This window comes from Phycisphaerae bacterium (assembly GCA_035384605.1).
Lineage (GTDB): Bacteria > Planctomycetota > Phycisphaerae > UBA1845 > PWPN01 > JAUCQB01.
Genome location: DAOOIV010000003.1, coordinates 125042 through 139791 on the forward strand (window position 1 = coordinate 125042; position 14750 = coordinate 139791).

At 62.4% G+C, this 14750-nt stretch carries 9 protein-coding genes; 6 read left to right on the forward strand and 3 right to left on the reverse strand.

Annotation, left to right across the window (positions count from 1 at the left end; genetic code table 11):
* The first annotated feature begins 51 nt into the window (after positions 1-51).
* Complete coding sequence (locus tag PLL20_01690; GenBank protein HPD28678.1) at positions 52-1023, forward strand: type II secretion system protein; 972 nt, start codon at positions 52-54, stop codon at positions 1021-1023.
* Positions 1024-1028: 5 nt separating this feature from the next.
* On the opposite strand, the gene PLL20_01695 is transcribed toward PLL20_01690, so the two are convergent.
* Together PLL20_01695 and PLL20_01700 are read right to left on the reverse strand one after the other, a co-directional pair.
* Positions 1029-1985: a D-2-hydroxyacid dehydrogenase gene (locus tag PLL20_01695; protein HPD28679.1), complete on the reverse strand. Its 957-nt coding sequence runs from the start codon at positions 1983-1985 to the stop codon at positions 1029-1031.
* A gap of 60 nt (positions 1986-2045) precedes the next feature.
* Positions 2046-4010 (reverse strand): acetylxylan esterase, encoded by a 1965-nt coding sequence (locus tag PLL20_01700; GenBank protein HPD28680.1) that lies wholly within the window; start codon positions 4008-4010, stop codon positions 2046-2048.
* A 183-nt stretch (positions 4011-4193) separates the two neighbouring features.
* Here PLL20_01700 and PLL20_01705 point away from each other — a divergent pair, with 183 nt between their 5' ends.
* Complete coding sequence (locus PLL20_01705; protein ID HPD28681.1) at positions 4194-5495, forward strand: dihydroorotase; 1302 nt, start codon at positions 4194-4196, stop codon at positions 5493-5495.
* A 19-nt stretch (positions 5496-5514) separates the two neighbouring features.
* Positions 5515-7281, forward strand: coding sequence for a lipopolysaccharide kinase InaA family protein (locus PLL20_01710; GenBank protein ID HPD28682.1), 1767 nt, complete (start codon positions 5515-5517; stop codon positions 7279-7281).
* Between the two features lie 292 nt (positions 7282-7573).
* Here PLL20_01710 and PLL20_01715 read toward each other — a convergent pair whose 3' ends face one another.
* On the reverse strand, positions 7574-10009 hold the full coding sequence (locus tag PLL20_01715) for a DUF2961 domain-containing protein (GenBank protein ID HPD28683.1): 2436 nt from the start codon (positions 10007-10009) through the stop codon (positions 7574-7576).
* Positions 10010-10590: 581 nt separating this feature from the next.
* Between PLL20_01715 and PLL20_01720 the strand changes: the two genes are divergently transcribed.
* The 3 genes from PLL20_01720 (at position 10591) to PLL20_01730 (ending at position 14103) form a co-directional block, all read left to right on the forward strand.
* Positions 10591-11370, forward strand: coding sequence for a type II secretion system protein (locus tag PLL20_01720; protein HPD28684.1), 780 nt, complete (start codon positions 10591-10593; stop codon positions 11368-11370).
* A gap of 195 nt (positions 11371-11565) precedes the next feature.
* Positions 11566-12786, forward strand: coding sequence for a hypothetical protein (locus PLL20_01725; protein HPD28685.1), 1221 nt, complete (start codon positions 11566-11568; stop codon positions 12784-12786).
* 42 nt (positions 12787-12828) lie between these two features.
* A complete protein-coding gene (locus PLL20_01730) occupies positions 12829-14103 on the forward strand; it encodes a DegT/DnrJ/EryC1/StrS family aminotransferase (GenBank protein ID HPD28686.1) in 1275 nt (424 codons plus the stop codon).
* Positions 14104-14750 lie beyond the last annotated feature (647 nt).

The following is a 14750-nucleotide window of genomic DNA, read 5'->3' on the forward strand; positions in this document are numbered from 1 at the left end:
AACGATGTAGGATGTGGTCGATGGGCTGAACATCCTGCCTGGTGAGCGGCCATGCTGCAGTCAACTCTTGATCGGGTTTCGCGCAAAGCCGCCGGAACCCTGACCGGCTTCACGCTGATCGAGGTTCTGGTGGTCGTTGCGATCATCGCCCTGCTGGTCGCTGTCCTGCTGCCCACGCTGGCTCGAACCCGCGAGCAAACAAGGGCAACGGTCTGCCTCTCCAACTTGAAGCAGCAGGGAATCGCCCTCTCAACGTACTCCGCCGATCACAAGACCGTCCTGCCGTGGGCCGGCTCGTTTCGGTTCTCACTGATGGAGGGCAAGTACTACCTCGGGTATTCCGGCGACGACAGGCACGACTGGGCCTTGGTCAATATCGGCGCGTTGTACCCCAAGTACGTGGGTGCGAACCCCGAACTCTTCTACTGCCCCAACAACAAGGCCGCCGACAGCACCGGATCGAACGGCATTGCCCAGTTCCTGAGTTGTTACCGTGCCCCAAAACGCGGCCGGCCGGGATATCAGAATTCGCACACATTTCCCATCTCCCCTTTCAGCTCATACAACTACGCCGCACCTCTGATCCCCGCCGCCTCGCCGTGCGACGCCGGCAGCCGGATGTACCCCGAAGAGTCGGTCCGCTACGGCGACGCGTCGCTGGCGAACGAATCACCCTACTGGCAGTACCTGAACGAGGCCGTTGATTCCGCCCCGGAATTCCTCGGCCCGCTCCCGGCCGGAATGCGCGGCCGGCACTCCGTACACGCTTTCGTCTCCGACGGCTACTTTGCGGGCAAAGATGCCTTCACCTGGGAAGGGCAGGTGTACAATCGCGATCCCTACGAGGGCTATCACCTCCGCAGCTACAACGTCCTGTACAGTGATTTACACGCCAGGCGTGTGGTCGATCCCCAGGGCCAGATTCACGCCGCCCAGCTCACCCCCATTCGCTATAACAACGCGGGCGGCCCCAACGTGACCAAGGTTTTCAAAGTCTGGGACTACTTCTCGCGCAATCACTGACTCCTTCAGTTCACCACGTTAACCGGCTTTCCCCGCTGGAAGGCGCGGATGTTCTCGGCGGTGACGGCCATCAGGCGTTTGCGGGCGGCCAAGCCCGCCCAAGCCATGTGTGGGGTGATGATGATGTTCCTGGCGGTCAGCAGCGGGTTGTCCTCGCGGATCGGCTCGACGGCGACAACGTCGACGGCCGCACCGGCAATCCGGCCTTTATTGAGGGCATCAGCCAAGTCACGCTCGACCACTAACCCGCCGCGAGCAGTGTTGATGAGGAAGGCGGTCGATTTCATCAGTCCCAGGCGCTCAGCGTTTACCAGACCCGCAGTCTCCGATGTCTGCGGGCAATGCAGACTCACCACGTCGGCCTGCGAGAACACCGTCCGCATATCGACGAAACAGACCTCGCCATCAGCGCCACCGGGAGCATGATCTTTGTCACAGGCCATGACCTTCATGTCGAAGGCTCGTGCAATCCGGGCCGCTTGCCGGCCGATCCGCCCGTAGCCGATAACCCCCATCACGCGGTCGGCCAGCTCGATCTGCGGCGTTTCGCAATAGGAGAAGTCCGGACTGCGCGTCCACGCGCCCTGCTTGACCGATGCATCGTGTGCGCCGACGTGGTGGCACAACTCCAACAAGAGTGCAAACGTGAACTGGGCCACGCCCTGTGTTGCATAGACGGGAACGTTGCAGACCGGGATCCCGCGGGCCCGGGCCGCCTCCACGTCAACCACATTGTAACCCGTGGCCGTCACCGCGATCATCTTTAGATTCACGAGTTGATCCAAGTCGGCCGCAGTCACCGGAACCTTGTTCGTGACGATGATCTCCGCCGCGCCCGCGCGTTCAATCAATTGCCCGTGGGTCGACCGTTCGTAAATCGTCAACTCCCCAAGCGCTGCGACCTCATCCCACGGATTGTCACCTGGGCTCATCGTGTGACCGTCCAGAACAACGATACGCATGAGGCCTCCTATGCAGGCATTATCAGTGCCGCGCGGCTTGCTTGTCGAGATCGGGTGTCTTCATTGCATGCTCACCTGGGTCGGCTTGGCCAGTTCAATCAGCTCGGGCACGTCGGCAACCTCCAACAAGCCGAAGCAGAACAGCGACGGAGCGCTGTTCCAAGAGACCTTCCCGGTAATCAGGTCCTTCAGGCTGGGTATCATATCTTGGAGCGTCAGTCGTGCCGGGCGTCCGGGCGTCAACGCGGCCGTCGTCAGGGCCGCCAAACCCGAGACCCGGCCGATCGTCGTCACGTGTAACACCTCGCCCGGGTACCGCCAGGCAAGATGCTCAATGATCGCATCGAGTTGACCCGCCTGTATCCCCAGCGGGCGGGCACCGACGGCATCGATCATTTGGGCGAACTGCCACGTACCTGTGATTCCCGGGACGCACTCACCGGTCAACAGTATGTCGGCCACAATCACCCGTTCGCCGCGTCCAAGTGCCGTCGCTGCGACCTCACGTGTCTTTCCGATGCCGCCATCCGCGACGATCAGATGGCAAACAGTCGGGCTACCCTTCGTTGGCGAATACTCGACCATCGGCAGCGTCCACTGGCCTCCGAGGCGCAAATGGACGGCAGTTCCAGGCGTCTGCCCCACCGGCATGGTGCTCACCGACAGCTTCGTCACTACCGGGCTGGTCCTGAGAGTCAGATCCGCTCGCACGACCTTCGCCAGAGCATCGCGCGTCTTGTCCGACCATTGCTTCCGCGCAATCTCGGCCCCGGCCGGGCACTTTGTTGCCGGCAGATCGCGCATCGCTTCCGCCGCCAGACTGTAGAAGTCCGCATGATCCGGCGGATACTCGATCTTCAATTCCTCCGGCTTGCGGATCTCATCTTCGCAGGGGATCTCCTCATCCTTGCGCTGATCGGGCGGGAGGAAATGGCGGTTAATGAAACGGTAAAACGCCTGGCGATTGTCTTTGAGGTAATTGTGCGTGCCCGGATCGCTGTTGACGTGAAAAGCGAAGTGATCACCCACGCCGAGCATTTCATACACCGGTGCAACCGGCTCGAACACCGACAAGCGGGCGGTCGCTGCGTAAAAACAGCAATCGTCGTTCGCGTTGTAGATGAGCAGGGCCGGACGCGGGGCGAGCAGGGCTGTCAGCACCGGGTAATCGGCGATAGCCACCAGGTCGGGCGGATTCTGTTCACGGTCGCCGATGTCACGGGTCTCCCAGATGCGCCGTTCAATGCCACAGTAACCGGCGTTGGGAGCACACAGCTTGACCCTTGTGTCCAGCGAGCTGAAAACAATCGTCTGCCAGCCGCCGCCGGACAGGCCCGTCACAGCCGTCCGCTCCGGGTCGGCCGAGGGATGAGATAAGAGCACGTCCAGCCCGCGCTTGAGCGATTGGTAGAAGACCGACAAGCCGGCACGGCCGCACAGGTCCAGGTGCGAGGCGTTGCCGTGCGCATAGCCCGGGCCGTCCAGTTGCCCCATGCCGATCCACTCGTAGTTCAGTGCGAGCATGCCGCGCTTCGCCAGGTTGATGCACCGAGCCTGCTTGTAGTCGATGGTCATGCCCGGCTTGCCGACATGCCCGTTCGGATTGAGTACCGCCGGAACCTTGCCCGTAAGACCCTCGGGCTCGTACAGCAATGCCCCGATCCAGAGCCCCGGCACCGCCTCGTACCTGAGCTTTCGGATCTTGTAGCCCCTGCCCGGCAGCGTCTCCTGCCACACGATCCTGACCGGACCTTCTTGCCACTGCTGCGGCACACCTCGGAATATGACATTCCTCAGAACGTTCTCACGAATCTGCTCGGCCTGCGGGAGCCACTCGCCCGGATCGCTCGGGGCGACGAACTTCGGTGCTCGACGCAGGAGGTAGGCCCGCAAATCCCGGAGAGTCTGGCCCGAAGCCGGCACCGGAGCCGGTTGTGTGGTCGGCTCACCCGATAGCACCGCCTCCGTCATGGTCAATCCCATCGCCACCCATGCCGCCAAGAAAGCCCAAACAAGACGAGACATCGCACATTATCCTCAGTACGCGGTTGCACCTTCAGGCGGCTCAGTCTAATCGCCCCGGAACCTCCTGTCAGGAACCGCCCGCCCGGGATGGCCGGCCCTCGCCCCGTTCGGGTACAATCATCCGGCCGCCGTCCCGTTGGGTCGTGCGGTAGAGAACGAGCCACCCAACTTCAGAGGAAGCCCATGGCTGCACAGACCCTCCTCATCAAGGGCGGAAGAATCATTGACCCGGCCTCAGGCCTGGATAAGATCGCCGACCTGCTCCTGGCCGACGGCAAGGTCGCCGGAATGAACCACAACCTGAACGCGCCAGGCGCTCAAACCGTCGACGCAACAGGGCTGATTGTCTGCCCAGGTCTGATCGACGTTCACGTCCACCTTCGCGAACCCGGCGACGAGGACGAAGAGACCATCGAGACCGGAACAGCAGCGGCCGTCGCGGGCGGATTCACCTCCGTGGCCTGTATGCCCAATACCAAGCCGACTCTCGACGACGAAGCTTCCATCGAATTCATCTACCACCAGTCGCAACGGGTCGGCTCCTGCAACGTCTACCCGGTCGGCGCGATCACCAAAGACCGCCAAGGCAAGGAGCTCGCCGAGATGGGTCAGATGGTCCGCTCCGGCGCGGTGGCCTTCTCTGACGACGGAAGCGGTGTGGCCAACACGCAACTGATGATCCAGGCCCTCAACTACGTTCGAATGTTCGACAAGCCGATCCTCCAGCACTGCGAGGATCCGGATGTCGTGGGCGGCGGCGTCATGAACGGCGGAGCCACGGCCGTCCGGCTTGGCCTCCCCGGCATCAGCCCCATCGCGGAGGAACTCATGCTCCAGCGGGACCTGACGCTGATCCGTGCCACCGGAGCCCGCTACCACGTGTGCCACGTCTCCACCGCCAGGGCCGTTGAGCTGGTACGCCAGGCAAAAGCCGCCGGCTTGCCGGTGACCGCCGAGGTATGCGCCCATCACCTCGTCCTGACAGAAGATCAGTGCGCCACCTACGACCCGAACTTCAAGATGAAACCGCCGCTGCGAACGATGGAAGATGTCGAGGCCTGCCGGCGAGGCGTCGCCGACGGCACGATCGACTGCCTGGCGACCGACCACGCCCCGCACGGAATCCAGGAAAAGGAACTGGAGTTCCTTACCGCCCCGTTCGGGATCATCGGCCTGGAATCGGCCCTGCCCTTGTTCATCAGGGCACTGGTCGAGACGGGCCTGATGGACTGGCCTGCCATGATCGACCGACTGACGGTCCGCCCGGCGAAAATGCTCTCAATCAGTAAGGGCACGCTGGCCGTTGGGGCCGACGCCGACGTGACGCTGATCGACCCGCATTGCCGCTGGATGATCGACGTGAACCAATTCCGCTCCAAGAGCCGCAACTGTCCATTCCACGGGTGGGAAGTCACCGGCCGTGCGGTGATGACCATCGTGGGCGGCGAGATCAAGCACCGGCTCAATCGCATGGCCGTTGCGTGAACATCGGACCTCGATGGCGATGACCGACCAGCCAGCCTCAGCCAGCATCGCCCCACGCGTCAAGCCGAACAGAGAGCTTGTCGAGCCCCACGAATGGATCCGCCGCCGCATCGACGACTGGCACTGGCGAATCCGCTCGGACTGGCTGGCTCTGTTCGAATCATCGCAATGCCCTTCCTGGCTCGATCTCCAAAACGACCCCCGCGCGAGACTGTTCAAAAGCAATGAGATTCGAGACGTGTTCCGTGTCCAAACAGACTGCGGCGCGGTGTTCGCCAAGATCGCCCGGCCGGTAACCTGGTTGGACCGTCTGCGACGTCTGATCCTCGGCCCTGACAGCCTGCGCGAGTGGCGGGCGGCCGAGCACGCGATCCGGTGTGGAATCGCCACCGTCGTGCCCGTGGCCGCGGCGTGGCGATCAACAAACGGGCGCGAACCGGCAAGTATCTTCATCACAATGGAGACGCCGGATGCCGAACAACTTGACACCTGGTGGCTTCGAGCCGGCATCGGGAGTTCGTTGCGAAGAAACGACCGAAACGCGGTCATCGACGCCGTGGCTGAGCTGATCGCACGCGCACATCACGGGGCCTTCGTGCACACAGACCTGCATGCCGGCAACATTCTGGTCTTCCCGTACGGTGACGGCAGGTATGGCGCTTGCTTCGTCGACCTGCAGGCTGTTTCCATCCGCCGTCGCCTCAGTAATCGCCGGGCCATCCGTAACTTGGCCGCCTTCGGCAACTGGTTCCGCTTCAACGCCTCGTTGACCGACCGGATGCGGTTTCTCCATGCTTACATGGCGTGGCGCGGGCGACTCCGGCCGGACCTGAACCTGATTCAAGACCGGCGCAGGCTCGTCGGAGAACTTGAGCACGCAGCACGGATTCATGCAAATGCCCAGGCCGCCAAACGCGACCGCCAGGCTCTTCGCAACGGCCGGCGATTCGGCATCCTCCGTCTCGACCGCAGGACAAGAGCCCGCGTGTTCCTCTGGACCAAACAGACGACGCCGGGCTCGGCGGTCCCCAAGACGCCGTTGACACGCCGGTGGTGGCGAGGGCAACTGGCATCGAGAGTGCTTTCCACCCCGGGAACAGACAGAATCTGCCGCAGAAGCAGAAGTGAACACGCCCGGGGTTCATTCGATCTGGAACTCGAAGACGGCAAGTCCATCCCGGTGGTCCTCCTGGGCAGGCGCCCTACCCTTGGCCGGCAACTGAAACACGTCTTATTCTCGTCTCCCGAGATGCGACTCTGGAAAACAGCCAACGCCCTGCTCAACCGGGGCATCCCGGCCGCACGCCCCTTGGCCGTCTGCGAAAGGCGATGCTGCGGCTTGCTCCGATACGCTCTCGTTCTCATCGAGAAGCCCCCAGGGGCACGATCGCTGCACGAATTCATCCAGGAACAGACGAGGGGCTTGCCGCCCCAGGAGCGGCATCGCGTCAGGGCCGGCATCGCCGGCCAAATCGGCGCGTTGTTCCGCAAGCTCGATGAGGAAGGCTTCGTTTACGACAAACTGAAGGCCTCGGACCTCACCATATGTCTTAGCCGGTTTTCTGCCGACAAGCCCGTTGTGGTTTTGAGCGGATACCTCGACCTCCGCCAGGCCCGCTCTCGCGACCCGCTCGCCAACCTCCCCGCGCTCATTCGACTCAGCGCAGACCTGCGAGAGTGTCCACACGTCAGCCGGACCGACCGGCTGCGGGTGCTCAAGCGATACCTCGACCGCTTCGGCAAACCGGCGGCCGACTGGAGGCAAGTCTGGCGAGAGATGGGATGACCGCTTGGACGATTGACTCGGACGCACCGGCGCTCTCGTCCGGACCCTGCATCATGATCCTTCCGCCGATTCTGTCCGCTTTGCCATCCTGACGGGCAGCCGGGCCACGGGCGGCTCTCGCGTCGAGAACCGTGCGGGCAGTCGCGTCCGGACTCCGGCCAACGAGGAAGCACCCGAGATGACGACCGAGGCAAAGTCATACCCGCCGCATCCAGCCTGGAGAAATCGATGACGCCCGATTCCTGCAAGGATGGTGCGAACCGGAACGGATCGGCAAAGATGCGGAATGAACTCAGGGCACAACATACTGCAACTCGTCGGCCGGGTCGTCGATGCGGAAGGACAGCCCCCACTGGCCCTGGTTCTGTATGAGCTTGATAAGAACCGTGTTACGACCTTTCCTGAGACGGATGTCGAAGCGGTCCTGATCCGGTTGAAGGGCCCGGTCCGCCTTGCACGTGTGCACCAGATCGCCGTTGATCCAAACCTTGATCCCGTCGTCGCTGCCCGCGTAAACCGTGGCCTGTCGGTCGTCCGGGGAGATCACTTCGGTGTAAACATAGAAAACGAACGACTCGCCGTCCTCGAAATACTTGTCGTCTGACACCATCAGCCCGCTGGGAACGCGGATCTTTCTCCAGCCAACGGGGCCGCGTTTGCCGGAAAAGCTCTGGTCCGCCTTGAACGGCTCCGTCTCCGGCGGATAGGTCTGGTCGGTACCCATCTTGCTGGGGTTCGGAAACGGTCCCATGAGGTACCAGTTGCGAACGAAATTGCGGTAAGGCTCGAGGATAAAAAAATCCAGGATGACGCAGCAGCGATCACCTTCTACCGGCTTGCCGCTCAGGCGAACACTGAGGGTGTTAGGCCCCTTGACCAAACGAACCCATTCGCCGATCGGCTTGCCGTCTTGGAGGATTTCAAAGTCGGAGGCCTTCACGCCCCTCGCTAGCCGGGCTTCGATCGAGAACCGCCCGTCGTCCGGCGCGGGAATGGTGATCGGCACGGTGGTTCCGGCTTGGCCGCTGATTTTCAGGCCTTTGCCAAAGGACATCTGTTCGGGTAAGTCGTCGTCGGTAACGATCTCCGCGCCGACCGGCGGCTTGTCGGCGGCAATCATGTTTTCGGCATCGATGCCCTTGGCGTGACGCGGCCCCTGTGGGATGCGCGACTCGACGGGCGTCGAGGTGAAGAAGTCGCTACCCCCGGCAGCCTGATACCAATAGGCCATTGAACTGTAGTCGTTGGGGATCGGTGGCTTGGTGATGGCTGCATAATTCTCGATGGTCATCTTGAAGGAGTTGTCGAAAGGAATGCTGTCCGCGACGTGCCAGCGGTAACAGGACTGCCGGCGACGCTGGCCGAACTCGCCGGGGGTGGGACAGCCGTGGAAGGCGTTGGCAAAATGGCGAATGCCCCACGCATCGCCAAAGTAGTCCTCGCTGCCGGTGCCGAAGGTTGACGGAAACTTCTCGCCGTCCACCCAGACTTTCTCATCTCCTTCGCCCCACCAGCCGCCGGCAATGTTATCGATGAAGAGAGCCGCGCCCACGAATCGTCCTGGACCGGCGCATTCCAGGAAGGGGTAGTCAAAGTCTTTGCTGACCGGATCGCGGCGCCATTTGGCGTGGAAACGAGCGGCTCCGGCCGGCGGCCCACCCTGCTGGTAAACGATCCGGGTGCGGAGTTGGGCGGGTCTGCGGCCTTGGTTGGTGACCACAAAACGCGCCGATTGGGCGAAGGGCATACGCCAATAGCAGTAGTTCAGGTCGTCGGTGATGCCCAGCGGCAAACTCTTGTATGACGCCTCGTCCCAGGCATCTCCGAAAAAGTCGCCGATCGGCGCTTCCACCGCCGGCGCCGCATCGCCGTCGAAGAAGATTTGCAGCAAGACCTTTCGACGGGCCCAGCGCTCTTCAGAGGTCAGCTTGGTCAGGAACTGACGCACGGTCCCCGGGCCTTTCAGATCGGCCACCGGTATGGGCTGGCCGGGAACCAAGGTGGTGTTCTTTTCGATGGTGAGCGCGTTCTGAACCGGTTGAGGATCAACGCCACAGTTTGCCAGCGCCTTGCACACCCTCTGGAAGACGATCTCCTCGGCCGGCGTGTGCTCCAGGCTGAAGGTCTTGACCCGCCATTCCTTCGGAAACGTCGTATATCCGATATGGTAGTACTGGTTGACGGGCTTGTCGGCGGTTACTCTGCAACTCTTGGCGTAGGGAATGGGAACGTAGCAGTTTGACGCCGGGTTATCACCCCCCACGTCGGTGCGTCGCTGCCACACAAGCGGCTTGGGGAAACCGGTAACCTTGCCGGTGAATAGTGCGCTGAATTCATGCTCAAGCTGGGGCTTCTCCGCCCCGTCAAAGTAGAAGCGAATCCGCCCCTGCGGGTTCGCCGACCAGATCCGCCAGATACAACCCGGGCCTTCCATCTCGGCCATGACTCCCTCGCCGGTGGCCGGGTCGATGCGAAGGTAGTGGCCGGCATCGCCGTTGGCATCCCATTTCACATACTGGTCGGAGGCCTCGTCGTACCTGGATGCCCGGTCATAGCTGGAGAACTGCTTGCAGGTCTGCCCGTGCTCCAGAACGACGAGATGATCCAGATCGATCAGCTTGTTCAGAAACCAGGTGTAGTCTTTGAGTGCGTCATCCGTGGCTTGTGCCCCCGCAAAAGACACGCTCCAGGCCGTGACCGCCACAAGAATCAGATGTGATCTTCGCATGTTTGTGCGTCTCCTCCGTTCTGTCAGAGCTTATGGGTCATTCTCGCGTGGATGCTTTCCGACGCGCGTCTGAAAGAACGATCCGTAGTGTACCTTCACTGCCGCGCTGCACAAGGGGTGCGTGACAGTCTGGGCGGGCATGCCGACCGGTCCAGGTTGGGCGATCAACCCCGTTCAGGGGGGGCCGCCAAAGGCCGGCCGTGATGCGGCCGGTTGGTGGTCGCCCGCGGTTCTTCTTCCTTTCTGTGGTCTCAGCCCGTTTCAACGGGCTTACCGGACAAGGACAGGCCCGTTAAAACGGCCTCGATGGGATAACACAGTAAGGGGGGGAATTGGCCGACCGGGAACCAGTCGTAAAACGACTGGCCTATTTGCCCTTCAGTAAAGACCGCTGAAGCGCTCTGCTTTCGGCTTGCGCTCACCACAACCGGGTCAGCCGCAAGGAGTGCCGCCGCTTCTGTCACCGGCCCCTGCACAAGCCCCTCATCGCAGGCCCCTTGCCCTGGCCCGTGCCACGTGCTATACTCAAGGTGTTCGTGCGAGCTCCATTTCGCATACCCCACCCTTCGGCGGAGTGGACAATGCGGACTCATTCTGGCCATCGTGGTTTCACGCTGATCGAGATGCTCGTCGTGGTCGCGATCATCGCCCTGCTGGTCGCTATTCTCCTGCCCGCGCTGGAGGGAGCGCGCCGGAACGCCAAATCGGTGGTGTGCTTGTCCAACCTGATGAGCATCGGCTCGGCGATGAAGCTTTACCAGGGCGACTACCACGGCTGGCTTCCCGTCGGACCGGCAGACAAGTTGTGGTACATCGACAGCACGCTCGGGACGGTGCGCGAGCCCGCTCCCGGCAGAAGACCGTTCCCTTGGTCGAACTGTCATTGGGGCGGAAAGCGGGCGGCTTGGATCCATGACGTTGAGAACGATCCGCCCAAGCCGGAGGTTCTCGGTCGTCCGTTGACCAGGTACTTGTACCGCGGAACGGGGCTGGACCAGCCGACACCGCTGTTCGAGTGTCCCGCCGACGTGGGCGACCCCATGATTGAGAATCCGGTGGGCCAGTTGCCTGTTCACTATCTTTGTGGCAACAGCTACTACACGAACCCGTGGAATCGCTACAAGCCCCCCGGCCGGCGACGCCCTTCCCCATCATCGATCGTGCTTGTCGAAGATGCTCCTATGTACATGGATCTTGTTCACAAGCAGCAGCGGATGGGCTGGCACGGTCGGTTCTCCGTGCACAACGCGCTGTTCCTCGATTTCCATGCCGAAGCCAAGTACATGGATACGCGAACGTTCGTAGGTCCCGGCTGGTTCGTCGAGAACTACTTCAACATCATGGATTACTACAAATACTGACGACAGCCGGCCGAAAGCCGAAGCCCGTCCCATGCCCAGTCTTTCCCTCGCCTGCGTTCGGCTGGTTCGCGCCTTGTTGGTTGTGCATTCTGGGCGCGGGGGTATCATCACCTGACGCCGGTCTGGGCATTTCATGTGTCAAAGGGCGCCGGCCGGAACATCGTCTGTTGCGGTTCGTGGATGCGGAGCAATCTTATGACAACAACTCGCCCCGCAGCAGGTGTGCCTGAGCCTCCAGAGGTTCGCGAGCAGGTCGATGCGGCTCGACGCGGCTTGGCGAAGGCAATGCTCCAACAAGACGCCAATGCTGTTGAATCCGCCGTTGCCCGAATGCACGAGGCTCTGGGCGAGTGGGCGACCGTCCCCGAGACGGCTCCGCGGTTTGCCGGTTCCCCCAATCCTGACGTCGCTGTCGCGCCGGATCGGTTACGACGTTTGTGGACCGCCGGTTGGGCTGCCGCGGACAAGGCATACAGCGGAGATGGCCGCTGGGGCTTGCCAAGGGATCATCCCGAGGTGCGCCACACGTTGCTGCGTCAGACGGCCTACGTCATCATCGGCGGGATCGCCGCGATGCGGCAGGGCTTCGGCGACGAGGCGGCAATCCGCAAACGAGTAAAGGAAGGTCTCGATTACCTGCTTTCAGTGCAAAAACCGAATGGCTTGTTCCCTTTTCCCGATGTGCGCGGCTGGCATCCGCACTTCTCGCCGCCGCTGCAGTCGCTTTACGCTCAACACCCCGAGGCGTTCCAGGACGGCTGGATCATCGACGATTTCGGCGACGGCGGCCTGCAGTTCGACAACGGTGTGTGCGCGGTGACGATGTTGACGGCATTCGAGCACTTCAAGACGACGGCGTACCGCGAATCCGCCGAGCGGGCTTGCCGCTGGGCGGTCGAACGGCCGGTCGTGCCGAATTGGAACTACAACGCCTTTTCGGTCTGGGCCTTGGCCCGGTGCGTTGAAGCTGTCGGCCGTGAGGACTTTCGTGCCCCGGCCATACAGAAAACGGTGCTTGGCATTCTGCCGGGGCAACTGCCGGCCGGCCGCTGGCTCGACCGCCATAACTGCCGAACCGTGTATCACGCGATTATTCTGCGGGCCCTGGCCATGCTGTATCGAATTCTGCCCCAGGAGCCGCCGTTGCGAAAATGGGTGCGAAGTGCCATCGAGCGGGCTGAGGCGGTTCTGCTCGACGAACTGTACACCTCCGGGGCCTCCGATGCCGATCACTCGCTGACCGCGTTGTGCGAGGTCGAGAAGGCCCTTGGCTCGTCGGCACGGCGCCTGGGCGCGATCCGCGTGATCGTCAATGCGATGATCGCGCGGCTGGTTGATGGTCGAGCGACGGAACTGGACGATGTCAGCTTGTTGGCGGTGGGCCAGGCGGTTGAGGCTTTCGCAAAACGATCGTAGGCTGAAGGCGGAATGATGAATGGTGAACGGCGAGCAATGAACATGGCCTCACACTCCGGGTGCAAAGGCGACGTTCCGGTCTTCGTTCAGACCGGTCAAACCGACGCCGGCGGCGAGTTGGATCGCTGGCGCCAGGTTGGCGAGGAAGAAGCACGGCAAGCTTACCAGATGGTGCTGCGCAATGAACTGTCGGGGGGGACGCCGGTGGTGCGCGAGTTCGAGCAGGTGTGGCGCGAGATGACCGGCCTGAAATACTGCCTGACCACCTGCAACGGCACACTCGCGATCTACAGCGCGTTGTTCGGGCTGGGCGTTGGGCCGGGCGACGAGGTGATCTGCCCGACGTACACGTGGATCTGCTCGATCAGCCCGGCACTGCTTCTGGGAGCACGGCCGGTTTTTTGCGACTCGGACCCGTTGACCATGCAACTCGATCCCGCGGACGTTCGCCGGAGAATCACGCCGCGCACGCGGGCCATTGTCGTGGTTCATCTGTGGGGCTGGGTCGCGGACATGGACGCCATCATGGCCGTCAGTCGCGAGACGGGTGTGCCGGTGCTCGAGGACTGCTCGCACGCTCACGGAGCCACGTACAAGGGACGGCCGGTCGGGTCGATCGGGCACGTCGGCTGTTGGAGCCTGCAGGGCACCAAGCCGGTCAGCGGCGGCGAAGGCGGCGTGCTCGCGACCAACAACGTCGAGATCTTTGATCGCGCATGCCTGCTGGGGCAGGTCAACCGCATGGCCGGGATGGACCTGCAGACCGCTTCGTATCAGAAGCATCAGCCGCTCGGTCTGGGAATGAAAACGCGGGCACATCCGCTGGGCATCGGCATCGCCCTGGTGCAGTTGCGCAAGCTGGCCGGGTTGAATGAGCGGCGGCGGCAGTATGTCGAAACGGTCGAGGCGGCGTTGAAGGACTTGCCGGGCGTGGCCCCGGTACCGACGTCCGAGGGTTCCGTGCGCGGCGGGTACTACGCGTTCCCGATCCACTATCGGCCGGACGAGCTCGGCGGCCGGCCCGCCGGAGAGCTGATCGAGAAGCTGAAGTCGAAAGGCATACCAGCCGGCGGGAGCACCTACCAACTGCTCCACCGGCTGCCGCTGTTCGCGCAGGGCTTCGATATCTTCACCCTTGGCCGCGGACCGTTATGCGAAGGCTGGCGAGGCTACCGCGAGGGCGACTTCCCTATGGCCGAGCAACTGCACCGCGACTTGGTGTTCCTGCCGATGCTGAGCGACCCGGCACCAGGGGCGGTCGATCGGGTCATTGCGGCCCTGCGGGATAGCGTGCGAGGAATGGCGAATCAGGAATGAAGACATGAGAATTGCCCGAGTGAGGTGAGCGTGAGCAGCTCGGCCCGGAATCCCTGATACGCTTCCCGAGGTTAGTCATAGGCGTGCGCAGCGATCCCGGAGCCGCAAGCGGAGCACGCCTTCCGGACCGTTTGTCTTCGCGGAATCCTTTCCGCATCGTCACCAGTGAGGATGGGAATCCTCAAGCGGGGAGGCCCCAGAACGGATTCTGGGGCCAGCCATAATGGCGAATCAGGCATGAATGCTTGAGAATTGCCCGCTCGGCCCGGAATCCCTTCCGGGCCGTTTGTCTTCGCGGAATCCTTTCCGCATCGTCACCAGTGAGGATGGGAATCCTCAAGCGGGGAGGCCCCAGAACGGATTCTGGGGCCAGCCATAATGGCGAATCAGGCATGAATGCTTGAGAATTGCCCGCTCGGCCCGGAATCCCTTCCGGGCCGTTTGTCTTCGCGGAATCCTTTCCGCATCGTCACCAGTGAGGATGGGAATCCTCAAGCGGGGAGGCCCCAGAACGGATTCTGGGGCCAGCCATAATGGCGAATCAGGCATGAATGCTTGAGAATTGCCCGCTCGGCCCGGAATCCCTTCCGGGCCGTTTGTCTTCGCGGAATCCTTTCCGCATCGTCACCAGTGAGGATGGGAATCCT